This is a genomic window from Agrobacterium burrii, assembly GCF_017313405.1.
GTDB lineage: Bacteria > Pseudomonadota > Alphaproteobacteria > Rhizobiales > Rhizobiaceae > Agrobacterium > Agrobacterium burrii.
The window spans coordinates 101,970-116,699 of sequence record NZ_JAFLNA010000011.1; the positions used below are offsets into that span (position 1 = coordinate 101,970).

Annotated in this window: 15 protein-coding genes; 4 read left to right on the forward strand and 11 right to left on the reverse strand. The window is 60.9% G+C overall.

What is annotated here, in order from left to right; translation table 11 throughout:
* Positions 1–17 precede the first annotated feature (17 nt).
* The 4 genes from JZX89_RS19795 to JZX89_RS19810 all read right to left on the reverse strand — a co-directional run bounded on the left by JZX89_RS19795 (position 18) and on the right by JZX89_RS19810 (position 4,472).
* The gene (locus JZX89_RS19795; protein WP_174374691.1) at positions 18–965 is read right to left on the reverse strand and encodes an ABC transporter permease; all 948 of its coding nucleotides are present in this window, start codon (positions 963–965) and stop codon (positions 18–20) included.
* A complete protein-coding gene (locus JZX89_RS19800) occupies positions 962–1,903 on the reverse strand; it encodes an ABC transporter permease (RefSeq protein ID WP_153515699.1) in 942 nt (313 codons plus the stop codon). Before JZX89_RS19800 ends, JZX89_RS19795 begins: the two co-directional genes overlap by 4 nt.
* Positions 1,900–3,363: an ATP-binding cassette domain-containing protein gene (locus JZX89_RS19805; RefSeq protein WP_207135117.1), complete on the reverse strand. Its 1,464-nt coding sequence runs from the start codon at positions 3,361–3,363 to the stop codon at positions 1,900–1,902. Before JZX89_RS19805 ends, JZX89_RS19800 begins: the two co-directional genes overlap by 4 nt.
* A 95-nt stretch (positions 3,364–3,458) precedes the next feature.
* Positions 3,459–4,472 (reverse strand): ABC transporter substrate-binding protein, encoded by a 1,014-nt coding sequence (locus tag JZX89_RS19810; RefSeq protein WP_207135118.1) that lies wholly within the window; start codon positions 4,470–4,472, stop codon positions 3,459–3,461.
* Positions 4,473–4,775: 303 nt separating this feature from the next.
* Here JZX89_RS19810 and JZX89_RS19815 point away from each other — a divergent pair, with 303 nt between their 5' ends.
* Entirely contained in the window at positions 4,776–6,011 is a 1,236-nt protein-coding gene (locus tag JZX89_RS19815; protein ID WP_149901255.1) for a GAF domain-containing sensor histidine kinase, read from the forward strand.
* Position 6,012: 1 nt separating this feature from the next.
* A complete protein-coding gene (locus tag JZX89_RS19820; RefSeq protein ID WP_207135119.1) occupies positions 6,013–6,735 on the forward strand; it encodes a response regulator transcription factor in 723 nt (240 codons plus the stop codon).
* Between the two features lie 3 nt (positions 6,736–6,738).
* Here the strand turns inward: JZX89_RS19820 and JZX89_RS19825 are convergent, their stop codons facing one another.
* On the reverse strand, positions 6,739–7,755 hold the full coding sequence (locus tag JZX89_RS19825; protein WP_207135120.1) for a DNA topoisomerase IB: 1,017 nt from the start codon (positions 7,753–7,755) through the stop codon (positions 6,739–6,741).
* 87 nt (positions 7,756–7,842) lie between these two features.
* A complete protein-coding gene (locus tag JZX89_RS19830; protein WP_207135121.1) occupies positions 7,843–9,069 on the reverse strand; it encodes a PQQ-dependent sugar dehydrogenase in 1,227 nt (408 codons plus the stop codon).
* 183 nt (positions 9,070–9,252) lie between these two features.
* Between JZX89_RS19830 and JZX89_RS19835 the strand changes: the two genes are divergently transcribed.
* The gene (locus JZX89_RS19835; RefSeq protein WP_153515707.1) at positions 9,253–9,438 is read left to right on the forward strand and encodes a hypothetical protein; all 186 of its coding nucleotides are present in this window, start codon (positions 9,253–9,255) and stop codon (positions 9,436–9,438) included.
* Here the strand turns inward: JZX89_RS19835 and JZX89_RS19840 are convergent, their stop codons facing one another.
* Genes JZX89_RS19840 through JZX89_RS19850 form a run of 3 tightly spaced genes read right to left on the reverse strand, consistent with a single transcriptional unit; the run spans position 9,439 to position 11,370 of the window.
* Positions 9,439–10,065 (reverse strand): class I SAM-dependent methyltransferase, encoded by a 627-nt coding sequence (locus tag JZX89_RS19840; protein ID WP_207135122.1) that lies wholly within the window; start codon positions 10,063–10,065, stop codon positions 9,439–9,441.
* Between the two features lie 8 nt (positions 10,066–10,073).
* Positions 10,074–10,742 (reverse strand): pseudouridine synthase, encoded by a 669-nt coding sequence (locus JZX89_RS19845; protein ID WP_153515709.1) that lies wholly within the window; start codon positions 10,740–10,742, stop codon positions 10,074–10,076.
* Between the two features lie 40 nt (positions 10,743–10,782).
* Positions 10,783–11,370: an IMPACT family protein gene (locus JZX89_RS19850; protein WP_207135123.1), complete on the reverse strand. Its 588-nt coding sequence runs from the start codon at positions 11,368–11,370 to the stop codon at positions 10,783–10,785.
* Positions 11,371–11,422: 52 nt separating this feature from the next.
* Here JZX89_RS19850 and JZX89_RS19855 point away from each other — a divergent pair, with 52 nt between their 5' ends.
* Positions 11,423–12,667, forward strand: coding sequence for a TIGR03862 family flavoprotein (locus JZX89_RS19855; RefSeq protein ID WP_207135124.1), 1,245 nt, complete (start codon positions 11,423–11,425; stop codon positions 12,665–12,667).
* On the opposite strand, the gene JZX89_RS19860 is transcribed toward JZX89_RS19855, so the two are convergent.
* Both JZX89_RS19860 and JZX89_RS19865 read right to left on the reverse strand, forming a co-directional pair.
* Positions 12,659–13,720 carry a quaternary amine ABC transporter ATP-binding protein gene (locus tag JZX89_RS19860; protein WP_153515712.1) on the reverse strand — a complete coding sequence of 354 codons (1,062 nt, stop codon included), beginning with the start codon at positions 13,718–13,720 and terminating at the stop codon, positions 12,659–12,661. The two genes, JZX89_RS19855 and JZX89_RS19860, sit on opposite strands and share 9 nt — an antisense overlap.
* Positions 13,713–14,600: an ABC transporter permease gene (locus JZX89_RS19865; RefSeq protein ID WP_207135125.1), complete on the reverse strand. Its 888-nt coding sequence runs from the start codon at positions 14,598–14,600 to the stop codon at positions 13,713–13,715. Before JZX89_RS19865 ends, JZX89_RS19860 begins: the two co-directional genes overlap by 8 nt.
* Positions 14,601–14,730 lie beyond the last annotated feature (130 nt).

Below are 14,730 nucleotides of genomic sequence, written 5' to 3' on the forward strand. Positions count from 1 at the left end.
GGGCTTGTTGTTTGGGGTTAGCGCGTGGCCTTGGGGCCGCTTGCCAGAAGAATGACGGAGATGATGATAAGGCCGGTGAGGATGAGGCGGATGCCGGCACCGAAACCATAGGTATTCAGCATCGAAACCACCAGGAACATGAAAAGCGAAGCGCCCCAGATGCCGGGAACGTTGGAATCCCCACCCGCCACCGCCGTGCCGCCGATGACGACGACGGCGATGGACATCAGGAGATATTCCGAGCCCATGTTGAGGGCTGCGCCGCCGGAGAAGCTGGCGAGCAGATAACCGGCAATCGCCGCCAGCACCGCGCAGAGCACATAGGTGACGAAACGGGCGCCATCCACGGGAATGCCGGTCATGCGGGCGGCAAAGGTGCTCTGGCCGATGGCGGAAATCCAGCGGCCGTAAAATGTGCGGTCGAGCAGCAGCCAGGCGACGACCGAGAGGAGAAGCGCCACAAGTGCGACGTTCGGAATGCCGAAAGAGCTGGAGATGGCGAAAGTGGCCAATGTTTCCGGCGGCTTGATGCGCAGGCCGCGGTTCGACCAGATGGCGATGGATTGCACGATGAAGCTCATGGACAGCGTCGCGATGATCGGCGGGATGCGTAAGAGCTTGATCAGCGCATAATTGCCGATGCCGATGGCGATGCCAATCAGAATGGCGATCAGCAGCCCGGGCAGAATGAGACCATCGGACACATCCATGAATTTCAGCGCCAGCGTGCCAGATAGTGTCATCGTTGCGGGAACGCAGAGGTCGATATTGCCCGGCCCGAGCGTGATGACGAACATCTGGCCGATGCCGACAATCACGGAAAAGGCCGCGAAGGTCAGTGCCGCATGCGACAGGCCGAAAGAGCTTGCGCCGCCGGTGAAGAGCACGGTGACGGTCCACACCGCAGCCGTTGCGGCAAACGACCAGATCCACGGTTTTTTCGTGAGGGATGACAGCCCGTTCATTGGTTTTTCTCCCGCTTTTCGAGACGGTTGAGCAGGATGCGCAAGGCAAGCACAATGATGAGGATCGCGCCCTGCGCGCCGATCTGCCAGTCCGGCGAAATGCGCATGAACGACAGAAACGAGCCGGCAAGCGTCAGCGTCAGCGCGCCGATGACAGCGCCGATGGGCGAAACTCTCCCGCCGACGAATTCACCACCGCCCAGGATGACACCCGCAATCGACAGCAGCGTGTAGCGCAGCGCAATATTGGCGTCGGCCGCGGTCGTCAGCCCGACAAGGGCGATGCCGGACAGCACCGCGAAGAAACCGGCAAGCGCAAAGGTGGCGGCGCGAATGCCGATGACCGACCAACCGGAGCGCTCGACGGAGCGGAAGTTGCCGCCGACACCGCGCATCAAAACGCCGAAGGAGGAGCGCATGACGATGTAATGGGCAACGACCGCGATAAGGATGCTGGCGACGATGGCGATCGGCACCAGCGGCGGTTTCGCCGTCATCAGCGCCCGGATGAAGGCGGGAGCCTGACCACCCGGCGAGGGCAGGATGAGGACGGCAAGGCCACCCCAGACGAAGCTCATGCCAAGCGTGACCACGATGGAGGGCAGGGCGCGGATATGAATGATTGCTCCCATTGCGGCATACACCGCAATTGCACCGGCGAAAATCGCAATGCCGAGAAGCGGCGTCGTCTGCAGGAAGGTGGCGGTGACACAGGCGCAGAAACTGACGAAAGTGCCCATCGACAGGTCGAGATCGTTGACGGACATGATCAGCATCTGCGCAATGGTGGCAAGTGCGATCGGCACCGCCAGATTGAACAGCAGGTTCATGCCGTTATAGCTCATGGCGCGCGGCTGCATGTAAAACACGGCGGCAAGGAGAAAGGCGAGCGAGGCGGCGGGAATGATGAGGCGAAGGGCGTTTGCCGAGAGTTTCATGCGTGCTCCTCTCCCGAAAAGGAGGCGGCAAGCACATTCTGCTCAGTGATTTCCTCACCCACCAATTCCGCCTGAATGGTGCCGTCACGGAACACATAGACCCGGTCGCACAGGCGGATTTCATCCATCTCGGTCGAATACCAGATGAAGGTGCGACCGTGGGAAGCTTCGGTTCTCAAGATATCGTAGACCTCCTGTTTGGTGCCGATATCGACGCCGCGCATGGGGTCATCCATCAAAACGGTGCTGGCGGTGGTGGCAAGCGCGCGGGCGAAAAGCACCTTCTGCTGGTTGCCGCCGGACAGAGAGAGGATCTTGTTGCCCATATCAGGCGTGCGGATTTCGATGCGCTGTTTCCATTTCGCGCCAAGCTCGGTTTCCTTACCCCTGTCCACCATGCCTGCCGAAGAAATATCCCGCAGCGAGGCGATGGAAAGGTTCTTCAGGATGCTCCAGAGCGGGAAAGTGCCATTCAGGCTGCGATCGCCCGCCACGAAGGCAATATCGGTCTTTCGCGGCGGCAGCCAGCTGCTGTTCTGCGCGAGATAAAGATCGAGCAATGCTTCGGTCTGGCCGTGGCCGCCGAGGCCGGCAAGACCGATGATCTCGCCGCGAAAGGCCTCAAAGGCGAGGCCTTCACCGCGCCGCGCCGGCATGGAGAGCACCTTATCGCCTGCCTTGCGGCTTTCGCCCCGCCGCCTGTCCTGTTCCTTGACGACGCTGCCCATGGCTTCGACGAGCGAGCGGGTGGTGAATTCCGCAGCCTTCCGGTCGGCCACCACCCGGCCATCCTTCATGACGACGATGCGGGTGGCGGTCGAAAGAATCTCTCCGAGAATATGTGAGATCAGCAGGACGGAGCCACCCTCGCGCACGAACCGGCGGACATAATCCATCAACTGCTCGGCAAGGCCGGCATCAAGCGAAGAGGTCGGCTCGTCGAGGATCACCAGTCTGGGAGCTTCCGGGGTGCGGCAGAAATTGATGGCGATTTCCACCATCTGCCGTTCGGCGATGGACAGTTCGGCAATCGTCAGCTCGCAATCGATGCCGTGGCCGGGGAAAATCTCGTCCAATGTCTGCCGGATCGTCCTCAGCGCCCGGCCGCGCCAGTTCCGGCCGCCGATTGCGGCATGCATGATACGGACGTTTTCGCTGATCGTGAGGTTCGGGCAGAGAGATAGCTCCTGGAACACGCAACGCACGCCGCTGGCGCGTGCCGCGGCGATGCCATGCCGGCTCTCATCGCCGCGATAGGAAATGGAACCCTCATGCGGCGTCAGCCCGCCATTGATGACGTTGACGATGGTGGATTTTCCAGCGCCATTGTGGCCGACAAGCCCAAGGCATTCCCCGGCACGGATGATGAGGTCAGCGCCGTCCAGCGCCTTGACCGCGCCGAACACGACCTTCACGCCGCGCGCGGCGACGACTTCTTCCGCCTGAATGGTGTCATTCATGAAAAATTACGCCAATGATCTGAAATGGAATATCGTGATGGTTGCGGCGCCTCTCGCAACGCGCCGCAATTTTTCATGTCTTAAAATCGTCCGGCCTATTTGGCGGCGATGGCCTTCTGTGCGTCCGCCTGCGAATATTCCACATTCGCCACGCCGCCCTTCTGGGTGGTCTTGAGGTTTTCCTCAAGATTGGCCTGATCGATGCGCAGGAATGGAACGGTCAGATCCTTCTTCACATCCTTGCCGTCGAGGATTTGCTGCGCCACCCAGAAAGCCAGCGTCGAAACGCCGGGGGCGATGGAGACGGACATGGTCTCGTAACCGCCCGCATCCTTCTGCTGTTTCCACCATTGCAGCTCGTCTTCGCGGTTGCCCATGACGATGGTCGGCGTCGGGCGCTTGGCGGCGGCGAAAGCCTGTGCGGCACCGTAGCCGTCACCACCCTGCGTTACCACGGCGGCAACTTCGGGAAGGCTTGGCAGGATACCGGCAACGGCGCGCTGCGCGACATCCTGCGCCCAGTCGCCATTGACCGAACCGACGATCTTGAACTGCGGGTTCTTTGCTACACCGGCGGCGATGCCGGCGTGGATTTCGTCATCCACCGAAACGCCGGCGAGACCACGGATTTCGAGCAGGTTGCCGCCCTTCGGCATAGCCTTGGCGAGATAGTCGATCTGGCTTTCGCCCATCGCCTTGAAATCGACGGCGATGCGCCATGCGCAGGGCTCGGTGACGACGCCGTCAAACGAGACCACGATGATGCCGGCATCGCAGGCTTCCTTTACCGCGCCATTAAGGGCGGTGGGGGAAGCGGCGTTGATGACGATGGCGTCATAACCCTGCAGAATGAGGTTCTGGATTTGCGCCGCCTGTTCGGTCGCCTGGTTTTCGGCGGTCGTGAAGGCGTCAGCGGCCGCGACCTGCTTGTCGGCGACGGCCTGTTTGGTGATCTTGTCCCAGCTCGTCAGCATTGCCTGACGCCAGGAATTGCCGGCGTAATTGTTCGAGAGCGCGATTTTTTTTGCCGACGTATCGGCATGAGCGGTGATCGGCAAGGCTGCGCACGCGACAGCAGCCGACGCCAGAAGCATCTTCCTGAAAGCCATTGATTTTCCTCCCTGGTGGCTTGCCCTTTCGGGGCCGGAACCCTCATCCGCCGCAAATCTCCTCGGCGGCAGACGAAATCCCGTTGCACTGGAGCTCCGTTCCCCAGTACAAGCGAGAATGACCAAGAAGATTTGGCTTGTATAGGCGGATCACGGCAATCTTGCTGCGGGTTTCCGCAGAAAGCATGCGGGAACCCGCAGGACGAAACGGTATTGCCGGGCGCAGAATAGATGATGCGGCGTTCTGAAAAGCCATCTTCGTCGCAACAGGTCGAAGGCAGACGCTTGGGAGGGTGTCCGCACATGCTGGATACACCGAAAAGCGCTCTCTTTCATCACTATATGGGCATATCGCGGCTGCTCGCCGGGCAGCTGGAATTCAACGCCATCATTCAGGCGGTCGCCACCGAGATCACCCACATCATTCCGCACGTCCATCTCGATGTCTGCATCAAGCAGCTGGATGACAAGTACCATATTGCCTATGAGAGCGGTCTCGTCAGCGCCTGGAGCCGACAGCCGCCCGCCCTGCTGACCGGCAGCCCGATCCGGTCCCTTCTCTCCGGTGCGGTCGAATATCTTTTGAGCGGCGATGCCTGCGCCGATCCGCGCTTTCATTTCGAAGGGTCGTTTTCGAGCCCGATCATCGAACTCGGCCTGCATAGCCGCCTGCATGTGCCGATGAAGGTGCATGGCGATATCATCGGCGCCCTCAGCTGCTCGTCGCACCAGTCGGACGCCTATACCATGGAGGATGTCGCCAACGCCCGCGCGGTTGCGGATTTGCTGGCGCCCTATTTTTATGCCATCCGCGCTGCCGAGCAGGCCAAGCGTTCCGCCATCGAGGAGGCGCGCGCCAATGCCCGCGAGGAAGGCCTGCGGCTGGGCGCCCTGCAATTGACCGAGGCGCTGGAGGCGGAGCGGCAACGCATCGGCATGGATCTGCACGACCAGACGCTGGCGGATCTGACACGGCTGGCGCGTCGTATCGAACGCATGAGCCATGCCCCCGACGTTTCGGGCGAGATGCTGGAGCCGGTGGTGCGCAGCCTGCAGCATTGCATGCAGGACCTGCGTGAGATCATCGAGGAGGCGAAACCCTCCATCCTGCAACTGTTCGGCGTGGTGCAGGCGATCGAGACCTATGTGGACCGTTCCGTGCGTGATAGCGGATATGCGATCGAATGGTCGGTGATGGACGAGACCGACGGGCTGGTGGAAGCACTCGACAAGACGGTAGCCATCTCGCTGTTCCGCATCGTGCAGGAAGCGGTCAACAATGCCATCCGCCATGCCCAGCCGGAAACCATTGCCGTGACGCTTTCGTCCGTCGATGGCGGTTTGCGGGTGACTGTCAGTGATGACGGCAGCGGCGGCGGTGGAGGCGCGGCCTCCGGCGGTCTCGGCATCGGCAACATGAAGACGCGGGCGCGGCTGATTTCGGCGCGGTTCGATATTGGCGGCAACGGCGCGGGAGCCGGAACCCGCATTACCGTAACGCTGCCGGAAAACGCTTTCGACCGGCGGGAGGAGTTATGACATGGACGTGCTGATCGTCGAAGACGATGCGCTGCACCGCGCCTATCTGAATGAAGCCGTGCGTGCCGCCCTGCCGGAATGCGACAATGTACTGGAGGCGGCAAACGGCAGAGCCGGGGAAAAGCTGGCGCGGGAAAACCGGGCCGCCCACATCGTCATGGATTTGCAGATGAATGAGCGCAACGGCATCGAGGCGGCGCGTACCATCTGGAAGGAGAGGCCGGATACCCGCATCCTGTTCTGGTCCAACTATTCCGATGAGGCCTATGTGCGCGGTGTTTCCCGTATCGTGCCCGAAGGGGCTGCCTATGGCTACGTGCTGAAATCCGCCTCCGATGACCGGCTGCGGCTGGCGCTGCGCAGCATCTTCATTGAGGCGCAATGCGTGATCGACCGGGAAGTGCGCGGTCTGCAGGAAAAGAGCCTCGGCAAGGCGCATGGTTTTACCGATTCCGAATATGAAATCCTTGTCGATGTCGCGCTCGGCCTTACCGACAAGGCGATTGCGCGCCGCCGCAACCTGTCGCTGCGCAGCGTGCAGAACCGGCTGCAAAGCCTCTATGAAAAGCTGAACGTGCATCAGGCGCCGGGTGATGATGATGCGGAAGGCCGGTATAATCTTCGAACCCGCGCCGTCACGGTGGCCTTCCTGCGCAAGCTTTTGAATTACAGCGCGCTGGAAAGGGCCGAGCGGGAACTGGCGGAATGGGCGGGGAGCCGCTGAGCCTTACGGCAGGAAGGCAAGCAGCCGTCTTTCATCCGCCCTGAGGCCGGAGACGGGTTTTGCCCCAACCTTCAAAATACGGCTGAGTTTCTTCTGAGCCTTCTCATCTGTCGCTATCTCGAGAACGGCAGGGTGCACATAACTCTTGCGGCAGATGGCGGGGGTATTGGAAAGCTCGGTCGCTGCCGCCTGACACATGCCCTTTATGCTTGGTTTTTCGCCTGCCGCCACATGCTCCATCGCATCGCAGAAGGCTGCCAGCGTGCCGCCCCAGGTGCGAAACGTCTTGGCGGAAATACCGGCTCCGCCGGTGCGGGAGAGGTATGCGTTGAGATCGCTGGAATCGACCGAATGCACCCGGTTTTCGCTATCCTGCCAGACGAAAAGTTCCTTGCCGGGCAGATCGGCGATTTCCTCGAGGATTTTCTGTAGGCGGGGATGGCGCAGCTGGCGCTTCACCTTCTGCCCACCCTTTGCTGCAAAGCGCAGTTCGATAGTCTCCCCGAAGGAGACGTGCCGTTTGAGCAGGGTCGTCGCGCCATAGGTGCCGTTAGTTTCGAGATAGGAACGGTTGCCGACGCGCAGATAGGCGGCGTCAAGCAGCAGCGTGAGTGCGGCCAGCGTCATTTCGGGACCGTGATCCTGTTTCTCAATATTGGCAATGGCCCGGCGACGAATGGCGGGCAAGGCCTTGCCGAAGCTTTTGAGCTGGAAGAATTTCGTCTCACCCCTGAGCGCGTGCCAGTCGGGATGATACCGATATTGTTTTCGCCCACGCGCATCGAAGCCGGTTGCCTGTAAATGCCCGGATGGATCGATGCATATCCATACGTCCCTGTAGGCGGGCGGCACGCCGAGCGATTTGATGCGTTTCAGTTCGATACTATCGGACAGGAGTTCGCCGCCCGGCATTCGGTAGCAGAAACCCCGCCCGCGTCTTTCGCGGGCTATCCCCGGTTCCTGATCGTTGACATAGGCAAGTCCGATTTTGGCAAGAAGGCGGGTGGGCGGTTGTGGCATGGTTTTTTCCGGCAGGTTTCACGCTGAAGCAAACGAAAACAGGCCGCCTTCGTTCCGGCGGCCTGTTGTTTCGACGGTCCGTTTTTATCAGCCGGCTTTGGCGATCCGAAGAATCTGCGATTCGCCGCCGCGCTGTTCCGTCAAGGCATAGACCGCGCCATCCGGCCCGATCTTGACGTCGCGGATGCGCGCTTCGAGCGGTAGCCGGCTTTCGGTCGCGACCTTGTCGCTATCGATATGCAGGATGACCAGACCCTGGCTCACCAGACCGCCAACGATGAAGGCGCCCTTCCATTCGGGAATCTGGTCGCCATCATAATAAGCCATGCCGGAAGGACCGATGACCGGGTCCCAATAATAGACCGGCTGCTCCATGCCTTCTTTGGCGGTGGCGCCTTCACCAACCGACCGGCCGCTATATTCGACGCCGTAGGTGATGACCGGCCAGCCGTAATTGAGGCCCGCTTTCGGCAGGTTCAGTTCATCGCCGCCCTTCGGGCCATGTTCCACGGTCCAGAGCCTGCCCTCTCCATCCAATGCCGCGGCCTGCAGGTTGCGGTGGCCATAGCTCCAGATTTCCGGCAGCGCATTCTGCTGGCCGGCGAAGGGGTTGCCCTCGAAAGCCTTGCCTGCCGCGTCAATGCGGAAGACCTTGCCAAGGCCACTCGAAAGATCCTGGGCCTGCACGCGCGGTGTGGCGTCCGAACGTTCACCAACGGTGACGTAAAGCTCGTTATTGGGTCCGAATACGAGGCGGGAGCCAAAATGCTTGTCGCCGTCATAGGTCGGCATCTGGCGGAAAATCACCGAGACATCTTCCAGTTTTGCCGCACCGCCCTCTTCGGTCAGCTTGGCCGAGGCGACGGAGGTGCCGTTGCCGCCATCACGTGGTTCGGAGAAGGAGAAGAAGATTTTACGCGATGTCTCGAAATCGGGAGCAAGCGCTATGTCGAGAAGACCGCCCTGTCCGGCGGATGCGACCTTGGGCACGCCCTCTATTGCGGGGCCTGCCTTGCCGTCAGCGACGAGATGCATGGCGCCTTCCTTGGCGGCGACGATCATGCGGCCATCGGGAAGGAATTCCATCGACCAGAGATGCGGCAGACCCTCGGCGACGACGGTTTTTTCAATGTTCGGCTGGGCCGCGGCCTGCGGCGCGCGCGTCTGGCCCTCAAAAGCCGGTTTCTGATCCGGCGCATTTGGCCGTTTCGTTTCGGCAGCCGGGGCGGTCTGGGCGTGGGCAGTGCCGGCAAGCGGCACGGCAAGCAGCGCGCATAAGATCGTCGAACTCAGAAATCGGTTGTTGTGGAACATGGGTCTCCCTTCCTTCGTTTACGTCATGCAGAGAACCATTTGGGGAGGATTTCGTTTCCTGCGATAGTTTCAAGAAAACTTGATGAGGCCGTGTGCTGCCGCAAGACCTTTTCTCATCCATGCGAATTCATAAGGAACCGCAAGCGCGCCGTCACGTTTTCCCTCTGGTTGAAGGAGGATGCCATGCAGATCATCGATAACAGGAGCGTAGACGGGAACCGGCCGAAGCCGATCCTGAACGTTGCGGAATTCTGCCGTCGTTACCGGCTGGACAAGACCGAAGAGACGAGGCTCAGAAAACTGTTCGGCGAATTCGCCTCGCGGCACGAGCTTCTGATGAATGCACAGCGCAAGCCCAGCTTCCGCTGATCATTCCTCCGGCTCGGTTGATTTCCCGAAAATCATGAAGACATCATAACGGGTATTCTTGCCGATTATCTGATGCGAGGGCTTGCGAATGCCCGGCATCGGCTCGGCGCGCAGCGGCCATTTCAGAACCACCCGCTTCGTTGCATGTTCAAGCGCCGCCTCCATCAGTTCCACCTGATCGGGATCGGAACCCACCAGCTCTCTCAGCACCCGCATTTCCTTTTTCACCAGCGCCGTGTTGTGGCGCGGCGGATGCATGGGGTCGACGATCACCACCTCGGGTGAAAGTTCCTGCAACAGCTGGCGTGAATCGCCCTGCAACAGCGTCATGCGCGCTGCCGCCTCGGCATAGGCGCCGCCTGCCTCCAATGCGCGGCGAATACCGTCCGCGAGATGGGCGTGCATGCCCGGTGAGCGTTCAATGAGGATGACCTCCGCTCCGAGCGATGCAAGCAGGAAGGCATCCCGCCCCAGCCCCGCCGTGGCATCGACGATTTTTGGCGTGCGGCCCTTCGTAAAACCGGCGGCTTTGGGCAGGGCCTGTCCACGCCCTTCCCCGGAGCGGAAACGGTGCCCGACCGCACCGCCGACAAAATCCACCACGAAGCTTTCGTCTTGTTCTTTCATAACAGGCCTCAGAACGGGCAGGGCACGGTATAAGTGACGTCACGGCCATCGGGATGGCGAAAGCCGACTTCCTGCGCATGCAACATCAGGCGCGGGGCGGCGGCGAGCGCCTCGCCCTCGGCATAAAATTCATCGCCGAGGATCGGATGGCCGAGCGCCTTCATATGCACCCGCAATTGGTGCGTGCGGCCGGTGAGGGGCGTGAGTACCAGCCGCGTTGCCGGAAGCGGCAATCGTTCCAGCACCCGCCAAAGGCTTTGCGCCGGCTTGCCGTTTTCATGGTCCACGCGATGGCGGGGCTTGTTGTCAGGGTCGATCGCCAGCGGCAGGTCCACCTCGCCCGCTTCGCCCGCGATCTCTCCCCAGACGACGGCCACATAGGATTTGCGTGTCTCACGGTTTTCGAACTGGGCGGCGACTGCCGCGTGTGCCCGCCGGTTCAACGACATCAGCACGATGCCTGATGTGTCCTTGTCCAGCCGGTTGATCATCAGCGCTTTCGGAAACTGTTTCTGCACCCGCGTCATCAGGCTATCGAAGAGCGCCGGATCGCGCCCCGGCACGGACAGAAGCCCGCTCGGCTTGTCCAGCACCAGCAGATCATCATCCCGGTGGACAATGGTGAGCCAGGGTTCGAGCGGCGGATTGTAGATGGGGTTGGAAAGCTCAGATGACATGGCGCTTCATTAGCACGAATCTCGCATTCGGACAGGCGTGCTAGTCGGGAATATGGAGATCGACGCGTCCGCTGGTCAGGTCGCTTAAAAGCCGGGTGAGCCGTTCGGCTTCCTCGGCCGGAACCGAGAGCTGCATATCCGCACCGGTGCCGGTGAAATCCTCCTTCTCCAGCCGCAGGTTCTGCGTGGCGGAAAGGCGCGATTTTACCAGCGCCAGATCGGAGAAGGGGCAGCTCAGCGTGGCGCTGACATAGGCGATGACGGGCGAGGTTTCACCGAGGCGAAGGCAGGCCGCCGCCGTGCCGCCATAGGCGCGCATCAGCCCGCCGCTGCCGAGCAGGATGCCGCCAAACCAGCGGATGACGAGAACGGCGACATTATCCAGCGCCTGACCGTCAATGGCCTGAAGAATCGGTTTGCCTGCCGTCCCCGAGGGTTCGCCGTCATCGCTGAAACGATAGGTCTGGCCGCAGCGCCACGCCCAGCAATTGTGGTTGGCATCGAGGTCCGAATGCGCCACGAGGAAGCTTTTTGCGTCCTCTTCGTCCGTCACCGGCGCGGCAAAGGCGATGAAGCGGCTTTTCTTGATATCCTGTGAAAAGGTAACGGGGCGGTCGAGCGTGAACATGGCCGTTCAATATCGCATATATTCACATACGGAAATCGGTATAAGGCTCTCAATGGCGAAGATGGTGATGGAGAGGGTTTTGGCAAAGGCGAGGCAGGTCGCGATTGTCGGCGGCGGGCCGGCGGGGTTGATGGCGGCCGAAATGCTCTCGGCCGCAGGCCATACCGTGACCGTGTTCGAGGCCATGCCGACGGTGGCGCGCAAATTGTTGATGGCTGGCAAATCCGGCCTCAACATCACCCATGCCGAAGACTACGACAGTTTTCGCCGTCGTTTTGGCGATGCCGAACCGAGGCTGCGCGCCGCTCTTGATGATTTCACGCCTGACATGCTGCGCGACTGGGTGCATGGGCTGGGGCAGGAGACTTTTGTCGGCACATCGGGCCGGGTATTCCCCAAGGCCATGAAAGCCTCGCCGCTGCTGCGCGCCTGGCTTGCTCGGCTGGAAGTGCGAGGCGTTACCATCAGGACACGGCATCGTTGGACAGGCTTTTCCGGCGATCGACTGGTTTTTGAGACGCCGGCAGGCGCGGTTGAAGTCGAGGCGGATGCCGTGCTTCTGGCGCTCGGCGGTGCAAGCTGGCCGCGTCTGGGTTCCGATGCCGCGTGGGTTCCGATGCTGGCGGCTCAAGGCGTGGAGTTTTCTCCGTTCCGTCCCGCCAATTGTGGTTTCGACGTCGAATGGAGCGATGTCTTCCGAGAGCGGTTTGCGGGTGAGGCGGTGAAATCCACCATCACCATTTCGCCGGCCGGAGCCTTTCAGGGCGAGTTCGTGATCACGAAACACGGCATCGAGGGCAGCGTAGTTTATGCCCATTCCGCTGCGTTGCGCGACCGGCTTGAGCAGGCGGGCAATGCCTCGCTCGCCGTCGATCTCGCACCGGGACGCACGGTGGAACGGCTCAGCAGGGACCTGGCGAAGCTCGGGCGGAAGGAGAGTTTCGCAAACCGCATGCGCAAGGCCGCCGGTCTCTCCGCCGTCAAGGTCGGACTGCTGCGGGAAATCTTTCCCGATATAGCGGCTATGCCGGATGATTTCGTTGCCGCGAGAATGAAACATGCGGAAATACCGCTCTCGCGGCCAAGACCGATTGACGAGGCGATTTCATCGGCAGGCGGTATTGTCTGGAGCGGTCTCGATGAAAACTACATGCTGCAAAAGCTCCCCGGCATATTCGCTGCCGGGGAAATGCTGGACTGGGAAGCGCCGACCGGCGGATATTTGCTAACGGCCTGTTTCGCCACCGGCAAGGCGGCGGCGAAGGGCATGGCCATGTGGCTTGAAGGTTCAGCCTGAAAGTCGTTCCGCCATCCCCGCTTCCTCGCCGGAGGCAGTTCTGACGAGGCAGCGCATGATGGCATCCGTGGTAACGGAGCCAAGCACCTTGCCGTTTTCCCCGACGATCACAGCGCTGCTGACATTTTCCCGCACGAGCGCGCGCAGGCCCTCTTCAACCGTCATATCCGCATCGAGCTGAAGCCGCGACTGGCCGGAAAACTCAGGCTGGACGATGGCGCCGAGACGGATAACCTTGCCGCGATTGACCTCCTCGACGAAGGCCTCGATATAGCTGTCGGCCGGCGACATGACGATTTCGGCCGCCGTGCCCTGCTGGATGATTTCGCCGTCACGCAGAATGGCGATCTTGTCGCCCAGCCGCAGCGCCTCATCGAGATCGTGGGTGATGAAGACGACGGTCTTCTTCAACTCCTTCTGCAATTCCAGGAGCACCGTCTGCATGTCGACACGGATCAGCGGATCGAGCGCCGAATAGGCTTCGTCCATCAGAAGGATTTCGGCATTGTTGGTCAGCGCCCGGGCAAGGCCAACGCGCTGCTGCATGCCGCCGGAAAGCTGGTTCGGATAATGGCTGGAAAACCCTTCCAGCCCCACTCGCCTGATCCAGACTTCGGCTCGTTCTTCCCGCTCGCGCTTGTCGATGCCCTGCACCTCCAGGCCATAGACGACATTCTGCAGCACGTTGCGATGCGGCAGGAGGCCGAATTTCTGGAACACCATCGCCGTCTTGTGGCGGCGAAATTCCAGAAGCTCTGCTTCATTCAGGCGGCAGACATCGGTTCCGCCGTAGAGGATTTCGCCGGCCGTCGGGTCGATCAGCCGGTTGACGTGGCGGATCAGCGTCGATTTGCCGGAGCCGGAAAGGCCCATGATGACGGTGATCTGTCCGCCCGGCATGGTGATGTTGATATCACGCAGGCCGAGCACATGGCCATGTTTGGCGTTGAGTTCCGTCTTGGACATGCCGGCTTTGACGGGTTCGACAAAGTCTGCCGCCTTGGAGCCGAAAATCTTGTAAAGGCTGCGAATTTCGATCGATTGACTAGCCATGCGCCACTTCCCGGTGTTTTTGCAGGCGAAGGCCATAGGCCTGGCTGATGCGGTCGAAGATGATGGCGATGCCGACAATGGCAAGCCCGTTGAACACGCCGAGCGTGAAATACTGGTTGGCGATGGCCTTCAGCACCGGTTGACCAAGGCCCTGCACGCCGATCATGGAGGCGATGACGACCATGGCAAGCGCCATCATGATGGTCTGGTTGATGCCGGCCATGATGGTGGGGAGCGCCAGCGGCAGCTGCACCTTGAAGAGCTTCTGGCGCTTCGATGAACCGAAGGCATCTGCCGCCTCCAGCACATCGTGGTCGACCATGCGGATGCCGAGATTGGTGAGCCGGATCATCGGCGGAATGGCGTAGATCACAACGGCGATGACGCCGGGAACGCGGCCGATGCCGAGCAGCATGACAACCGGAATGAGGTAAACGAAACTCGGCATCGTCTGCATCACGTCGAGAACGGGATTGACCACGTTCTGCAGCCGGTTGGAGCGAGCCATGGCGATGCCGATCGGCAGGCCGACGAGGATGGACAGCACGGCGCAGACGAAGATCATCGAAATCGTCTTCATCGTGTCTTCCCACATGCCGAACCAGCCGATGGCGAAGAGGATGCCGCAACAGAGGGCAACAATGGTGGCGCTGCGGCTGGCGAACCAGGCGAGCACGCCGACAATAAGAATAACGACCGGCCAGGGCGCGCCGATCAAAAGCCTTTCCGCCCAGATGAGGAAGCTCTGGAGGGGGGTGAAAAGCCCCTCGATTGCGCCACCATAGGTTCGGGTAAATGCCCGGAACCCCTCGTCGATCACTTTTTTCAGCGCGCGCAGAGCATCGTCATTCATGGCCGGAAATTTGAAAAGCCAATCCATATCCTGTTCTCCATGACGAACCGGAGGCGGGGATCCAAATCCTCCGCACTCCGGGAGTAAAATCGCCAGAGCGCCGCAAGTCTGTGCTTATGCCAGACGGGACGCTCCATCTTGTTGAGTGCATCGTGCC